Here is a 13998-nt window from a genome sequence, read left to right as displayed (position 1 = left end):
GGCTGTAGGGTGTTTTGGTAATGACGAATGACGAACAGACCCCGGTTAATGTCTTCCTATCAAAACTGTCGCAGTACACTATCTTCACTATATAGACCAAAAACCCCTTCAGCGCCAATGATATTGGAGTATTGTGGGCGTACCGTTTGATAGATAGACTCACCGAGGTATGCCGAACGGTCGACCTCCCATTTAAACCTGCTCAGTTCGGGCGATAAAAATGCCAACCGTACGTCCACGAATTGCGCCAAGGCAGTTTGGCTTTCGTTAAGCTGCCTATCAAATAGCCTGCTACCAATTTGTGCCGACCATGCTTGCTCGCCTGCATACCGGAATTCCGGCGACCGGAAATACATCGCAAGGCGCGGCCTAGTCACAAAATTCCCAATAGAATCCAGCAGATAAGGAAAAACGGATGCCGCTCCAATTTTTGTTGTCGTACCGCGCTGCTGCCAGGATAGGGTGTACTGGAACGGCCTCACGGCATCAACATTCACCGCTACTCGTTCTAGCACCGGCTTTTCAGGCAGAAAGCAGCTCTGGGAATATATCCTTTCGCCACTTTCTTCCAAGATGACTTCAATAGCATACGGTGTGTTGACTTGCAGCGAAATCGCATCAGCGGGCAGGACAAAGTAGCCACTCGAGTCCGCTTTCTCAGCGAAAGCGTGTATGCGAGCACCTTCCTGCAACAAATACACAGCACCTTCAGGAGCTGACGGTGCAACCCCCGCTTGCCCAGGCAATGGTTTGCTCCAAAATAAATGAGCTTCCCCTCCTGAGATTGTTCCGATCGATGATAAGATAACCAAACGCGGCACATATGGCGGAAAATCAAACGGTACAGTGGTCTTGTGATCCGTACATTGCACAGAAACTGCGTTACACACAACAAAGATCAAAACATAGATTGCCGCGAGGCTTTTTCTTGACAACATAAAACGATCCATCGATTAAAGTTCAAATCCGAAATTAAAGAAGGGCATGATCGGAAACATCCCAACGACTTCCAGCTGCCCTGGCGTCTCGGATGGTCGAGCAAAAAACGGGTTCACCCTGTTGTATATATTGTATACACCTACCGCAAACCACTTCTTATTGCCACTTGCTTTTGTCCACCGCCGTTCGATATTCATGTCCAACCGGTGAAAGGCAGGCATACGTCTATTATTCAAATCATTTATGAGCAGAAAGCCTGTCCGCCAATCCTCTATCGCGACACGGCTTGTGGGCAACGTAAAAGGCCTACCGGTTTTATATGTCCAGCTCCCTGCAAGACGGTATCCCCGTCCGAAGCTGTACATGGCCAGAGCGTTCAAGCTATTCCTAAAATCAAAGTCCGAATTGAACCAACGGCTTTCATTGAGCGTGGGAAATCTGGATTTCGAATGAGCATACGTGTAGGATAATGAGCCGTGCCACTTTCCTAGCGTTTTTTGGATAAAAACTTCCAGTCCATATGCACGCATATGCCCATTACTATGAAGAAAATCAGCATAGTCCAATACATCGCTTTCAAAATCTATCGAGGGCACAAATTTTACGACGTCCGACATATCTTTATAAAACAGTTCCAAGGATATATTGTCCAACATTCCGATGGCATTACGAAAATATCCTATAGACCATTGCTTGGATGAAGCGATGGGAGAGTTGCCATCGTTCGCGATGTAAAACTCCCTAAAGCGTCCTATATCGTCTATAAACCCTAACAGCATAGTGCTCTGCCGCTGGAAATTAAATGCCGCATTAACCGTAGACTTTTCATCCGCAACATAGGTCAACAGTATTTTCGGTTCTGCCAGCAGCGCTTGGTATCCCTCAAAAGCATATGTGGAAAGTCGAATGCCAGTATTGACGTGAAACCGTCTGTCCGGTGTATACGAAATATCTGATGCCACGGCGGTATTCATCACTGCATTCATCTGCAAAGCTTCGTTACTGTTATGCATAACGCCATCGATCCTCGTTGCCTGACGCCTTTTATAGATACTGAAATCAAGTCGTTCGCTTTCTATCCCGTAATTCCATTCCCAAGCTGCATCGATTTGTGTTTTTCCATGCACATTGAACTTCATCGAGGTAACCCCATTGCCCAACATGCTGGCAGTTTCCATAAGGCTTCCCTCTGAGCCCGAATCCATCATGCCGTCATGGCTGTATGAATAATCCGCGTAAGCGTGCCTGTAAGCGGAGTAACTGGCGTGCGCGTTCAAGGTGGTACCCATCCCCAATTGCCTACTATAATTCAGTGTCAACAGATCGTTCTTAATGCGATACCAGTCTTCCATCAGCTGATTATATGGAGGTTTTCGCTCCAAAAAGGCATACTTGTCCCTGCCAAGCAAGGCGCTGAGCGCAAGGTGCTGCTTGATACCTAATCGTCCGTCGAGGCGCAGTGTCATATCCTGTGATAGCAAGCTGCCGATATCTCCGATCTGGTTACCGTTACGAATTTTTTTGGCTATAGGCTCTGTTATAAGGTCAGCAAGCGTTCTACGCATACCAATTTGGTAGCTCAGTTTATTTCTGATCAAAGGCCCGCTAATGTTAAATTTTGGCGCAATCAGCCCAAATTGAAACGACTGATGATGTTCCTTATAATTTCCTTCTTTGGTTTTGATATCCAAAACAGATGAGAGCCGTCCTCCAAACCGCGATGGCCAGTAGTTCTTGTAAAAATCTACACCATCGATCATTTCCGGATGAAACATGGAAATAAATCCACCGAAATGATTGACGTTGAACAGCGTTGCTCCGTCCAAGAGCATTTGGTTCTGATCCTGATCCCCACCACGGACAAAGAGATGCGAATAGCCCTCCCGGCCTTCGGAGACCCCCGGCAAAAAGGTTAACCCCTTCAGTATGTCGGGTTCGCCAAGAAAAGACGGTACAGCGGTCAAAACAGGTAAGGAGATTCTATTTACACCTTTCGCAGCTTTTTTGTTGAAAGGTTCACCAGCGTAAATCGCCACCGCTGGCAGTTCACGCGGATACAAAGTGACATATACAGACGTGACGCTAGGCGTGAGTAAAATTGTTGTGTCCCTGAAAGAAACGTGGGATATGGCTACCTTCGCTGTATCAGATAGAAAAATGCTAGCGATCCCATGACGATCAGTCCTTCTAATAACGTCGGTTCTCAGCATGATAACATTGGTATTTTCGATCGGGACACCGCTGTCGCCATCTATGACATGAACCATGACGCGGGTTTGAGCAACAACGTGATCCGGTACAAAAAACTGTCCAAAAACAAGGATTGTGGAAATAGTAAAAACAGCATTTGCAAGCCTGATCATTTTAGATAATAGCGGGTATTCAAACGAATTCCCATCTCCCTAAATTTAGAATCGGAGACCGAAGAAGATCCTACGCGGCTTATTTCCAATCGCGGCGTAATATCCGTAAAGAAATCAAGATCCAAACGGCATTTCTCATTGATTGGAACAAATACGCCCACATGTGCTCCGGCCTGAAAGGGATGCTGGTATTCGGGCGTATAGAATGCCAATCCCATTGCTTGACCCAACCGCCCGTAGTAAGGCGGCTGATCGTCGGTAATATTGGGGGAAAATTGATAGTACAAATCTGCACCGGCCGTAAAACCGACGTATTGGAAAGGAAGGTAGTTTATCGAAATTGGCATATGTAGTGCCCAGTAGCGAAAGCGTCTTGTTTTCCCAAATTCGGGCAACATTTCGCTGTAAATATTCGGCAGTTCGCCGGTCTGCTCGACCAACTCCGGGGTCAGGCGGAATCCTGCACTCCGTATATTCAGGCCGACATCCCATCCCAACAGTCCACTTTCCTGAAATGTACCCGAAACCCCAATACCGGTATGCAGCAGATAATCGGGTTTGCTGTTCAATCCATACCAGATAGAAGCGTCCTCCGTTCTGACATCATACTGCAGGTCGGAAAATGAACTGTTAAAGCCACGCATGGCTGTGGCTCCGGCTCCAGCCGTTACATACCAGTTAAGTTTCTTCTGTGCAAAGGATAAGCCGGCCGTGAGCAAAGAAGCTATTATTGATAAGACCAACGGATAATATTTTTTTACGTTCTTCATAAGTTGTGTACTTTATTAGCAATTAGGCGCTCTTGTGCATTTTACTTTTCTTCACTCAAAGTCGACTAGTTATATCGATTATTTAGCAAGCTACCTTATTCCCTTTTTGCAAATTAGGATATACGCTAAACCAACACGTTCCCAATCAGGCAAAGTAATAGCAGTAAGTACGCCCCTTAACTACTTGTTACGGAAATATGAGCTCTGATTTTTGCTCGTTGTTTATATTTCTATGGAAGTAAAATATCTCGAGTACAAAGAGTATGATTATTATCGATATAATGATACCTATTGCGATGAGGATGTTTTTTTTCATAACTTTATTATTCTTTTGTAATGGATCCACTTATAGTATTGTTTATAAAATTTACATTGTACTGAATTCGCGCTGCTTCGTTATATACCAAACCCTGCCCGCCAACTCCAATTCCCCATGAAATTATTCCTCTGACTGAAAAGCTGGCTCTCGAAGTGACATTTTCGTACATGGATACGCTGTTTTGATTCCACGACCAAAGTATAGGAGCTCCTGTAACACTCACTACGACAGAGCTTGGATCGATGATAAAATTACCAAAAGCCCATTTTCTCCGAAAGTCTACTCTAAACGAAGAAAACATACCAGCGTGGATAGATCCATATACGTCTTCATTACTTTTACTTTTGAGTCTAACACCTTTTAAATCAATGTTTTGCGGTTTAATAAAGTATTGATCTCCTATTCTCTGAAGTATCGCTTCTTTAAGAATACTTTTATCTTTTTTTAGGTTTTTAATAAACGTTTCAGCTTCCTCTACCGTTTTAAATTGAGCGAAGCCTCCATTATTCTGAACACTTTGCAATTCATACTTTTCTTTAAAATCTTCAAATTTCTGGTCCTCGGCAGCCTGATACTCTTGCTTGTCACAAGAGAGTAGCATAAATAATATGCAAGGCAAAAAGATAATTTTTTTCATTTCAGCAAATTTTAATTTAAAATTGGTCATGTACATCTAATCCGACAATTAACTCCCTACTTAACCTACTTTTCGGATAGTACCTTCAAGTTGCCAGATTAAATGTAGTTTTCCATTTTCCACAGATACTTGAAGATGTGAATCGACTGTAACAAAATCTAAAGAATAAGGCAATGATAAGGGATTAATCTTGTTAGATGTTAAGTCATTATTTTTTTGACACGATAAAAAAAACAACAACGAACAAAATACAAGTGTCAAAATTTTAATTTTCATAATGCTAAAAAACGTTTAAAAAATTTATATCAAAAAAATATTAAATGTCATTTTTACGTAATAAAAGTGTATATAATAAAATCAAATATAATATACTTTTCTTCAAAAGAATATTATAGTTAATGTAAAAATTATGTTACAATTAAATACAAAGAAAATTATCATGTATAAAACACACATTCATTATCACTTATGTTTACCCAGACAATAAAAAAAGCAAGATCCACCCTTGATAGATCTTGCTTTGTAAATACGAGCAATTAAATTTCCCGGCTTATCATAAAAACCCGACAGGAAGGGTACGCCTCGATAGCTAAAGGGGCATGGAACCTAAAGCGTTTCTTTCAGCCATCCAAAGAATTCGCGCTGCCATACCTGAGCGTTCTGTCCAGAAAGCACCCAGTGGTTTTCCTCTGGAAGATACACCAATCTACTTTTCAGCTGCTTCAGCTGCGCGGCCTGAAAGGCCGCGAGCCCCTGTCCAATTGGCACCCGAAAATCTTTGCCGCCTTGAAAAATCAGTATCGGCGTATTCCATTTATCCACGTGCTCGATGGGGTTAAAATCGGTGTAAGTCTTTTCGTTTGCTTTATCCCAATATGGACCGCCCAAGTCGTAATTAGCAAAGAACAACTCTTCCGTTGTGCCATACCAAGATGTCATGTCAAACAATCCACAGTGCGAGATAAGCGATTTAAAACGTCCTTCATGCACGCCGGCCAACATAAAAACGGAGTAACCGCCGTAACTAGCTCCTACCGCGCCGATGCGTGCCTGATCCACATAGGGTTCTTTTGCCAGATCGTCAATGGCCGATAAATAATCCCGTATGGGTTGTCCACCCCAATCTTTGCTAATATCATGGTTCCACTTGACGCCCCATCCCGGCATGCCACGTCGATTCGGCAAAATGACGATATAACCCTGCGAGGCCATCAATTGAAAATTCCATCGGAAAGAATATCCCAATGTGGTCGCGGATTGAGGCCCTCCTTGGCAGAAAAGCAATGTGGGGTACTTTTTGTTAGGATCAAAATCAGGTGGATAGATGACCCAAGAAAAAAGGTCGGCTCCATCAGTAGCCTTTGTAAAACGGCCTTCAACTTTTGTCTCTGTAATATTAGCGTAAGCGGCATCGTTGACCGTTGTTATCGCACGCAATGACTTTTTCTTCAGGTCATAGCTGTAAATCTCGGCAGCACGCGTCAAGGTTGTCGAGGTTACGATCAGTTGACCATCAAGCTCAGCAACGATATCGCCAATATCAAATTGTCCTTCGCTGATCTGCTTTACGGCAAAACCGGCATCCTTTTTACTTGAAGACAGCGCGACCTCAAACAGCTGCACCGTACCCTTGGTGGGAGCCGTAAAGTACAACTTACGACCATCCCGGCTCCAAATAAACGAATTTACCGTACCGTCCCAAGAAGCGGTAAGGTTTAGACGGCGCGTTGATTTTCGATCAAAAATGATAATATCCGTTTTATCGGCCTCAAAGCCATCTGTTTTCATACTCAACCAAGCAAGCTTTTGCCCATCAGGACTATAAACCGGATGGGTATCGTAACCCATCATGCCCTCGGTCAAGTTGGTAGTTTGCTTGGTCGCTATCTCATAGCGATAGATATCTGTATTGGTGCTCAGTGCGTAATCCTTTCCAAATTTCTTTTTACAGACATACAAAACGGCTTTGCTATCCGGCGACCAAGCAAAATCGTCCGCACCGCCAAATGGAGCTTGAGGGCTGTAGAACGGCTCTCCTGCCAACAGATCTAATGGCTCGCCCACCTTTCCCTTGTCATAAGTTGCGATAAAGGGGTGATTGAACCGGCCGTCGTTAAAGCTGTCCCAGTGTCTATAATCCAAATCATCATAAATATACACATTTGATTTCGGCAGGTCGGCATACTTATCCGCACTGTGGTTTTTGTTGACCAAGACCGGACGGCTGAACAAAATATACTTCCCATCAGGCGACAATTTAACATTCTCCAAACCGTCTGCTATATCGGTCAGCTGCTTGGCCTGTCCTCCAGCCAGCGGTTTGCTCCATAACTGCCCCTTAAACAAATAGAGCACATCGCCCTCGGCTGTCATTTGCACGACTGATTCTGCGCCAGCCTCATGGGTAAACTGCACCGCAGCACCACCACTTACCGGCACGATATGTAGATTTTTTTCAGACTTATTCTCGCCAAAGCTATAGTTTGACACGCCATAAACCACATGCTTACCATCGACCGATAGCCCTTCAGCTGACACACGGCCGAGTTGCCATAGTTTCTCTGGCGTCATTCGTTCTTCTCCCACCTTATAAACTTTATTCGTAATCAATGTCCTATCAACCCTTTTCTCGGGCGCATGTTGTGCCAGCAAGGATGAGCTGAACAACAGGGCACAAGCCAAAGCAGAAATCTTATCCATATTTTTTGTGTTAGATGCCCGCAATTTAAGAAATCAAATGCCTATCCCGAAATCGATGTCGATCCACGATGCGTACAAAGGTAAAATACACCCGTACATGAACAAAAAAACGAACCATGACGCTCATGTTTAAACGTTAAGCCGAACGGCGCTCAAACTGATACCAATCAATCTGCAACGAGAACCGCATAAGCAAGGCCAACATCACAAATACACCAACGGTGCCCACGATCAATGCATAGTCTTGCAATTGCAATAGGAAGAAGATGAAAGCATAGCACGAGGATAAGATGCCACTGAAATAAATCCCCAACCTGCGATCCTTGGTGATGCCGAAAATGAAGGAACTGATCAACGCAATGGTTGCCAAGGCAGAGATCAGGTAACTCCAGTTAAAGCCTAAATGCTCGGCAATGGCCAATAACAAAGAATAGAACAAGACCATTGCGCATCCGATCAATATGTATTGAATCAGATGCACACGTTGCTTCTTCAGGATTTCGGTAAAGAAAAGCGAAGTGAAGGTCAGCAGGATAACGAGTACCGCATATTTAGCCACACGACTTGTTTTTTGGTAATTATTGACAGACTCCAAAAAATTGATCTGTACCATATCTTGCAAGCCCGATAAGGTGGCTATGTCGGAGGATCTCACTGTTTGCCTATCTGTAACGACTTTGGGTAATGGAAAATCTTCACCGGTAGGAAGCTTCTGATATAAAGCGCGGTTGGCTCCGGTCCATTGTCGAGGAAATTTGCGGGTGAAGCTGGGAACCTGCCAGTTGGCGGAGAAGGCCTGCTCGCCCACTTCTCTTTCGTCGGGCAAAAATCCGCCATCAAAACTCGGATTTGGCCACGTCCCTTTAGCAGCTATCGCGGTCTCCTCTGCCGTAGGAAAGATACTCAAGGATTTGGAACCACGGATATCAATATGTAAGGTGAAAGATCCCTCTGTGGATCCCGAGGAAAGGTCAACGGGCACTGACATATTCTGTTCAAAAAGAGCAACCTCACCGCTTTCAATTTGGAAAGACGAGGTTTGCCCGTTCCATTGCAGCCTAGGTGCCGACTTTAGACCTTTCACGTCGCTGAGCCCTAAAAATAGTTTTGCATCCTGCCATTGCACATCTTCTGCCGGTATATGCAGCTTTTTTAAATCGATCTCGCCGAAACTACCACGCATCTGCAATGCGCCATTATAAACGACCGTCTGGTAAATCCCCCGTTTTCGAAGTTCCGGATCAACAGTGGCCTCGACTTTAACCTGATCGGCCGTGAGAAAGACATAATCCGTTTCCCAATAATTTTCCGTTTCGAGCTTCCCGTTGGTACCTGTTTTATTTACCTGCTGCACGTAACGATAGGGAATGCCAATCACCGGGCCAGACACCAATTGTGATCCGCCCCATTTGCTGGAAATCTCGTTCCCTACCTCCGCTTCCCGACCGCTACGTTCCGTGATCAAATCCTGAACCCAAGACAAAGGGATGAGCAAAAACATAACAAGCACCAGCATCACAAAAAGCTTAAGTACAATAGACGATGATAAACGATCGATTAACGATGCTGAAGGCGTCTCCGGAATGGGAGAAAAGGGTTGGTTTTTATGTTCCATGACAATTATTAGTTAAAGATGAATAGTGACAGTTTTAGCAATGAGCATACCCTGCAGCAAGCTTAGCGGATGTTCCAAAAGATAGCTAAACTCAAGGCCATGAAACGGTTGGCAAGCTCGTCCCTTTCGAAAAGATTGTACAAAGTAGCGGAAGTACTCCGGATAGAGGCTGGTACCAATGACGATCATGGCCAGCAGGTACAGGCTGATTTTGCCATTGCCCAAAAGTAGATACTGCATGGCAACCTCATCTTGGATGGCCGTGCCTGTTTCCGTGAGTACATGAAAGACATCGTGATTTTCCAGTTTAGGCATCACATCAAAGCCATTATGAGCATAAAAGTCGCCTAAAGCTGCTCCCAATGTACCTGGAGGATAAGCCAAAAATGCTATCTTACCGATACCCCAGGGCTTCTTGTGGCGCTTGAACAACTGCGCATATAAGCGCGATGACCCATCATATAAGGCCATCATCAAACGTAGTCGAATCGTCTTCATAAAATATTTAAAAAGTACTTTGAATTACAAAGTTGATGTACAAAAAAAATTATTTGTATTGCTGTTTAATCAAGTTTTCAAGTGCGGTCAGGTGATCAGCAAAAGCTTTCTGCCCCTTCGTTGTTTTCCTATACCGGGTATGCGGTTTCCGATCGACGAAGCTTTTTTCCACGGTGATGTACCCCTCTTTCTCCAAGGTTTTCAGATTGGAAGCCAAATTGCCATCAGTGGCTTCCAAGAGCTCTTTCAGCGAACTGAAATCATAGTCTTCATTGGCCAAGAGCACGCCCATAATCTGTAGACGAAGCCTATTTTCAAAAACCTTGTTATATAACGAAAGATCCAACCCCACCTTATTCGTATTTCTTGTAAACTATAAAACCATAAACGATATGCAGCAAGCCAAAGCCCACCACCCAAAACCAAAGTCCGTAGCCGGGAAACAGCAAAGCTAACAATCCTAACGTTATTTCCAAGATGCCTAACCAGCGTACTTCTTTGAAGGTGTAAACGCTGCCTGCAGCAAGTGCTAAACCGTAAAATATGAGCAAGGTGGCTGCTATCAGCGCAAAATAACCTTTGCAAACGAAAATCATCGTCAGCAACCCGCCTGTCAACAGGGGAAACGCCATAGCCGCCAACATGGCCTTACTGGTAGGGTTCCATATCGCTTGTTTGAGTCGCTTCGCCTTCCGTTTTGCCATGAGCACGCTTGTGCCCAATGACAGCGCGAGCACCAGCAGCGCTAAAATAGCCAAGTAGACCACGACACCTTCATCCGTCACATAATGGTTTCGGTAGGTAAACCCACCAAGTCCATACACTTTCTGATAGGCGAAAAAGGCGCCAAGTAGTGCATACATTCCTATCAACACGCCCGACAAACCCGATATCGAGAGGAATTTAGAGGACTTTTCCATGATGGAACGAATGTGTCCTATCTCTTTTATTAAATCTTTCTGATCCATACAAAGAACTTTGTGTTTCAAAGTAAATGAATATAAAAGACTTATGCAAGTGTTATTTTTATTTTGTTATTTTTTTAAAAATAATTTCAAAAAATACTTGCAGAATATAGTTTCCGTCCCTATCTTTGTGCCACAATAAAAGTCCTAATAACTGCGGAAGTGGCGTAATTGGTAGCCGCACCAGACTTAGGATCTGGCGCCGCAAGGCGTGGGGGTTCGAGTCCCTTCTTCCGCACTTGGATGTCCTCCCGAACTTAATAAACTCGGGAGGATTTTTTTTTGAAAAATGCGTAAAAGCTAAACGAGAGTATGAATATTTCACACCAAAAAGTTGACGATGTCAACGCAAAAATCAACGTTGAGTTAACACCTGAGGATTACAACCCCACAGTAGATAAAGCTATTAAAGAGCAGGCAAAGAAGGCTAAATTACCTGGTTTTCGTCCGGGCATGGTACCTGCTGGCCACATCAGACGCACCTATGGAAAATCTATTTTGTTTGATGAAATCAACAAATTGGTTAACGACAAGATCGCGGAATATATTGGTGAAAACAAACTTGAAGTATTAGGTCAGCCCTTACCGACAGAAGGTGATGCCGATGCGAGCTACAACTGGGATTTTAACGACACATTTACGTTCAACTACGAAATTGGTCTGGCTCCAGAATTCGATATCCCTTTTTCCAAAGAAACGTCATTTAAAGCGTATGATATCAAAGCGGACGATACGACACTTGCTGAACGGGTAAAAAACCTACGTCGTAGTTACGGCAAGATGACGAACCCAGAGACCTCAGAAGAAGGTGATGTATTGTATGCAACACTAAAGCAGGATAAAGAAGATGGAATCGAAAAAACCTCATCTATACGAACAGACATTATCGAGGACGCCAAAGTAAAAAAATCATTGGTTGGCTTGAAGAAAGATGATACGGTGAAGATTGATGTCAAAAAAGCATTCAAAACTGCGGATATCGCCCGCATATTGGGCATCACCGAAGAAGAAGCCGAGCAGCTCGACGTTACTAAATTTGAACTGACCGTTCAAAATGTAAACCGTTTGGAAGAATCGGATCTAGATCAGGAGTTTTTCGATAAATTATTCCCTGCTGGCGACGTAACGAAGGAGGAGGAATTTACGGCCAAGGTAAAAGAAGAAGTCGAAAATCTCTTCAAACAGAATGCCGATCAAAAGTTGCGCAACGATATCTACGCCTATGGAATGGATAAGGTAGATGTCAAATTCCCAGAAGCATTCCTTAAAAAATGGTTAAAAGCCACCAATCCAAATATTTCTGACGAAGAGCTGGAAGAGGGATTTGCAGATTTTCTAAGCAATTTAAAGTGGACAATCATTGAAAACCGTATCGTCACGGCGAATAGCCTCGAAGTGAAGTACGACGAAGTGATCGCTTTAGCGAAAGAACGTATCTACGCGCAAATCAAAATGTACAACATCAATGATGAGCCTTCCGACGAGCAGTTAAATCAATTTGCCATGCAATTGTTGCAAGACCGCGAACAGGCAAATCGTTTGTTTGAAGAAGCGAAGGCACTGAAAGTGTTTGCATACCTGAAAGACAATGTCACGTTGAATGCAGAGGAAATCACCTATGTAGATTTCGAAAAATTAGAAAAATAAGTATCAGTAATTATAAAATAGCGAGGCTACCTAATCTTTGGGTAGCCTTTTTAGTTGTTGTTATAGGCATATGATTCAAATCAGAAAGGCAGATCGCCAGGAAGCCCAAGCGCTGGCAACATTAATGTTGCATGCCATGCAGGACATTGTATTTCATTTTATCGGAGAAAGCGATGCACAAAAGGCGCATGCCTTCCTTAGCGCTCTGATAAGCAGGCCTGGCAACCAGTATTCCTATGAGCACATTGTCGTTGCAGAGGAAGATGGAATCTTGCTGGGGCAAATCTGCTGCTATCCTGGCGCGGCTGTTCGGCAACTTCGCGCGCCGGTGCTGAATATGCTTGCTAACGAATATGGCCGGGATATCGATCCTGCACTCGAGACGCAGGCAGGAGAAATATATGTGGATAGCCTAGCTGTATCTCCTCCAGCTCGTGGTAAGGGCATAGGCAAAATCCTCTTGCTGTATGCTATTGATCTATACTGCAAGCAGCAGGATGCCATATTGGGATTGCTCGTTGACGAAGAAAACCCCAAAGCGAAAAAGCTGTACCTCCAACTCGGTTTTCGAGAGGTCGATCAAAAGAATATTTTCGGGAGGGAGATGCTTCATTTGCAATATTGGATTTAACCGTTCACACTTTTCATGCTAATCTCTCCACTATGCGGCATGAAGTTTTGTATTTTCCGGCATGGATTCGGCGCAAAGCCCTATTGCTTTCCAGCAGCGCCAGTTCGACGTTGCGCGCCGCAAAAAATGGAAGCATAAATATGCTGCAAAGGAGCCAAAATAAAAATTAAGGCAGAAACATCAGCAATAATTCCCTAATTTTAAGCACACCAATACATGTAAATCATGAAAAAAGCAATGTCAACAGTGATTTTATTATGTGCTACGTTGCTTGGATTTGCCCAGCAGACCAAGCTTTCCGGCGTATACCATACGACAAAAGGCGATGACAAAATTGTATGGCTATTCGTAGACGGTTATTGCTCGCAAACACATTACAAACACCAGCAATACATATCCACCTTTGGTGGCCCTTTTACCTTTAACGGAAAATCCTTGAACGTTAAGGTTGAATACAACGATGCTGATGCCGAGAGTGTTGGACAGACACTTACCATACCTATCCATGCTGATGCATCGGGCATGAAGGGTAAAGATGGAACGTCTTGGACCAAAGAACCCAGTAAAAAACAAGTTTTAGATGGATTATGGCGAATCACCGGACGTAAACAGGGCGACAAGATGAGTGAAATTCAAAAAGGAGATCGGAAAACAATCAAGCTGCTCGTGGATGGATATTTTCAATGGGTTGCTATCAATCCGGCGGAGAAAGGGTTTTACGGCACCGGTGGCGGACTGTATACGTTCACTGGAGGGCAATACACAGAGGAGATCCTTTTCTTCTCGCGAGACAACGCACGGGTAGGTGCACAGCTTTCCTTCGAAGGCTCCATCCAAAACGGAGCATGGCACCACAGCGGCCTCAGTTCCAAGGGCGACCCCATTCACGAGATATGGAGCCGTGAGCTGTAGCT

General features: G+C 44.1%; 12 protein-coding genes and 1 tRNA gene. 4 read left to right on the top strand and 9 right to left on the bottom strand.

The genetic code is table 11. The features are described 5' to 3' along the window. Window positions 1-59: 59 nt before the first annotated feature. The 9 genes from IE165_RS00190 to IE165_RS00150 all read right to left on the bottom strand — a co-directional run bounded on the left by IE165_RS00190 (window position 60) and on the right by IE165_RS00150 (window position 10809). Window positions 60-938: a DUF4249 domain-containing protein gene (locus IE165_RS00190; protein WP_189624583.1), complete on the bottom strand. Its 879-nt coding sequence runs from the start codon at window positions 936-938 to the stop codon at window positions 60-62. 15 nt (window positions 939-953) lie between these two features. Continuing rightward, the gene (locus IE165_RS00185) at window positions 954-3206 is read right to left on the bottom strand and encodes a TonB-dependent receptor plug domain-containing protein (RefSeq protein ID WP_189624582.1); all 2253 of its coding nucleotides are present in this window, start codon (window positions 3204-3206) and stop codon (window positions 954-956) included. A 92-nt stretch (window positions 3207-3298) separates the two neighbouring features. Beyond that, window positions 3299-4072 carry a hypothetical protein gene (locus IE165_RS00180; protein ID WP_189624581.1) on the bottom strand — a complete coding sequence of 258 codons (774 nt, stop codon included), beginning with the start codon at window positions 4070-4072 and terminating at the stop codon, window positions 3299-3301. A gap of 323 nt (window positions 4073-4395) precedes the next feature. Continuing rightward, window positions 4396-5028, bottom strand: a complete 633-nt coding sequence (locus IE165_RS00175) for a hypothetical protein (RefSeq protein ID WP_189624580.1) — start codon at window positions 5026-5028, stop codon at window positions 4396-4398. Window positions 5029-5634: 606 nt separating this feature from the next. Further along, window positions 5635-7728, bottom strand: a complete 2094-nt coding sequence (locus IE165_RS00170; RefSeq protein ID WP_189624579.1) for a S9 family peptidase — start codon at window positions 7726-7728, stop codon at window positions 5635-5637. A gap of 136 nt (window positions 7729-7864) precedes the next feature. Further along, window positions 7865-9343 (bottom strand): cell envelope integrity protein CreD, encoded by a 1479-nt coding sequence (gene creD / locus IE165_RS00165; RefSeq protein WP_189624578.1) that lies wholly within the window; start codon window positions 9341-9343, stop codon window positions 7865-7867. 12 nt (window positions 9344-9355) lie between these two features. After that, window positions 9356-9841: a Coq4 family protein gene (locus IE165_RS00160; protein ID WP_189624577.1), complete on the bottom strand. Its 486-nt coding sequence runs from the start codon at window positions 9839-9841 to the stop codon at window positions 9356-9358. A 49-nt stretch (window positions 9842-9890) separates the two neighbouring features. Beyond that, on the bottom strand, window positions 9891-10193 hold the full coding sequence (locus tag IE165_RS00155) for a winged helix-turn-helix domain-containing protein (RefSeq protein ID WP_229826214.1): 303 nt from the start codon (window positions 10191-10193) through the stop codon (window positions 9891-9893). Between the two features lies 1 nt (window position 10194). After that, on the bottom strand, window positions 10195-10809 hold the full coding sequence (locus IE165_RS00150; protein WP_189624576.1) for a hypothetical protein: 615 nt from the start codon (window positions 10807-10809) through the stop codon (window positions 10195-10197). Window positions 10810-10962: 153 nt separating this feature from the next. Between IE165_RS00150 and IE165_RS00145 the strand changes: the two genes are divergently transcribed. The 4 genes from IE165_RS00145 to IE165_RS00130 all read left to right on the top strand — a co-directional run bounded on the left by IE165_RS00145 (window position 10963) and on the right by IE165_RS00130 (window position 13996). Then, window positions 10963-11044: transfer RNA gene (locus tag IE165_RS00145), tRNA-Leu, on the top strand. Between the two features lie 74 nt (window positions 11045-11118). Further along, a complete protein-coding gene (locus IE165_RS00140) occupies window positions 11119-12453 on the top strand; it encodes a trigger factor (protein WP_189624575.1) in 1335 nt (444 codons plus the stop codon). A 70-nt stretch (window positions 12454-12523) separates the two neighbouring features. Then, window positions 12524-13084, top strand: a complete 561-nt coding sequence (locus IE165_RS00135) for a GNAT family N-acetyltransferase (RefSeq protein ID WP_189624574.1) — start codon at window positions 12524-12526, stop codon at window positions 13082-13084. Between the two features lie 225 nt (window positions 13085-13309). Next, window positions 13310-13996: a hypothetical protein gene (locus tag IE165_RS00130; RefSeq protein ID WP_189624573.1), complete on the top strand. Its 687-nt coding sequence runs from the start codon at window positions 13310-13312 to the stop codon at window positions 13994-13996. Window positions 13997-13998: the final 2 nt, after the last annotated feature.

This window comes from Sphingobacterium griseoflavum (assembly GCF_014653155.1).
Taxonomy (GTDB): domain Bacteria; phylum Bacteroidota; class Bacteroidia; order Sphingobacteriales; family Sphingobacteriaceae; genus Sphingobacterium; species Sphingobacterium griseoflavum.
Note: the sequence above shows the minus strand (reverse complement) of the source record. Positions and strands in the feature narration are given on the sequence as shown.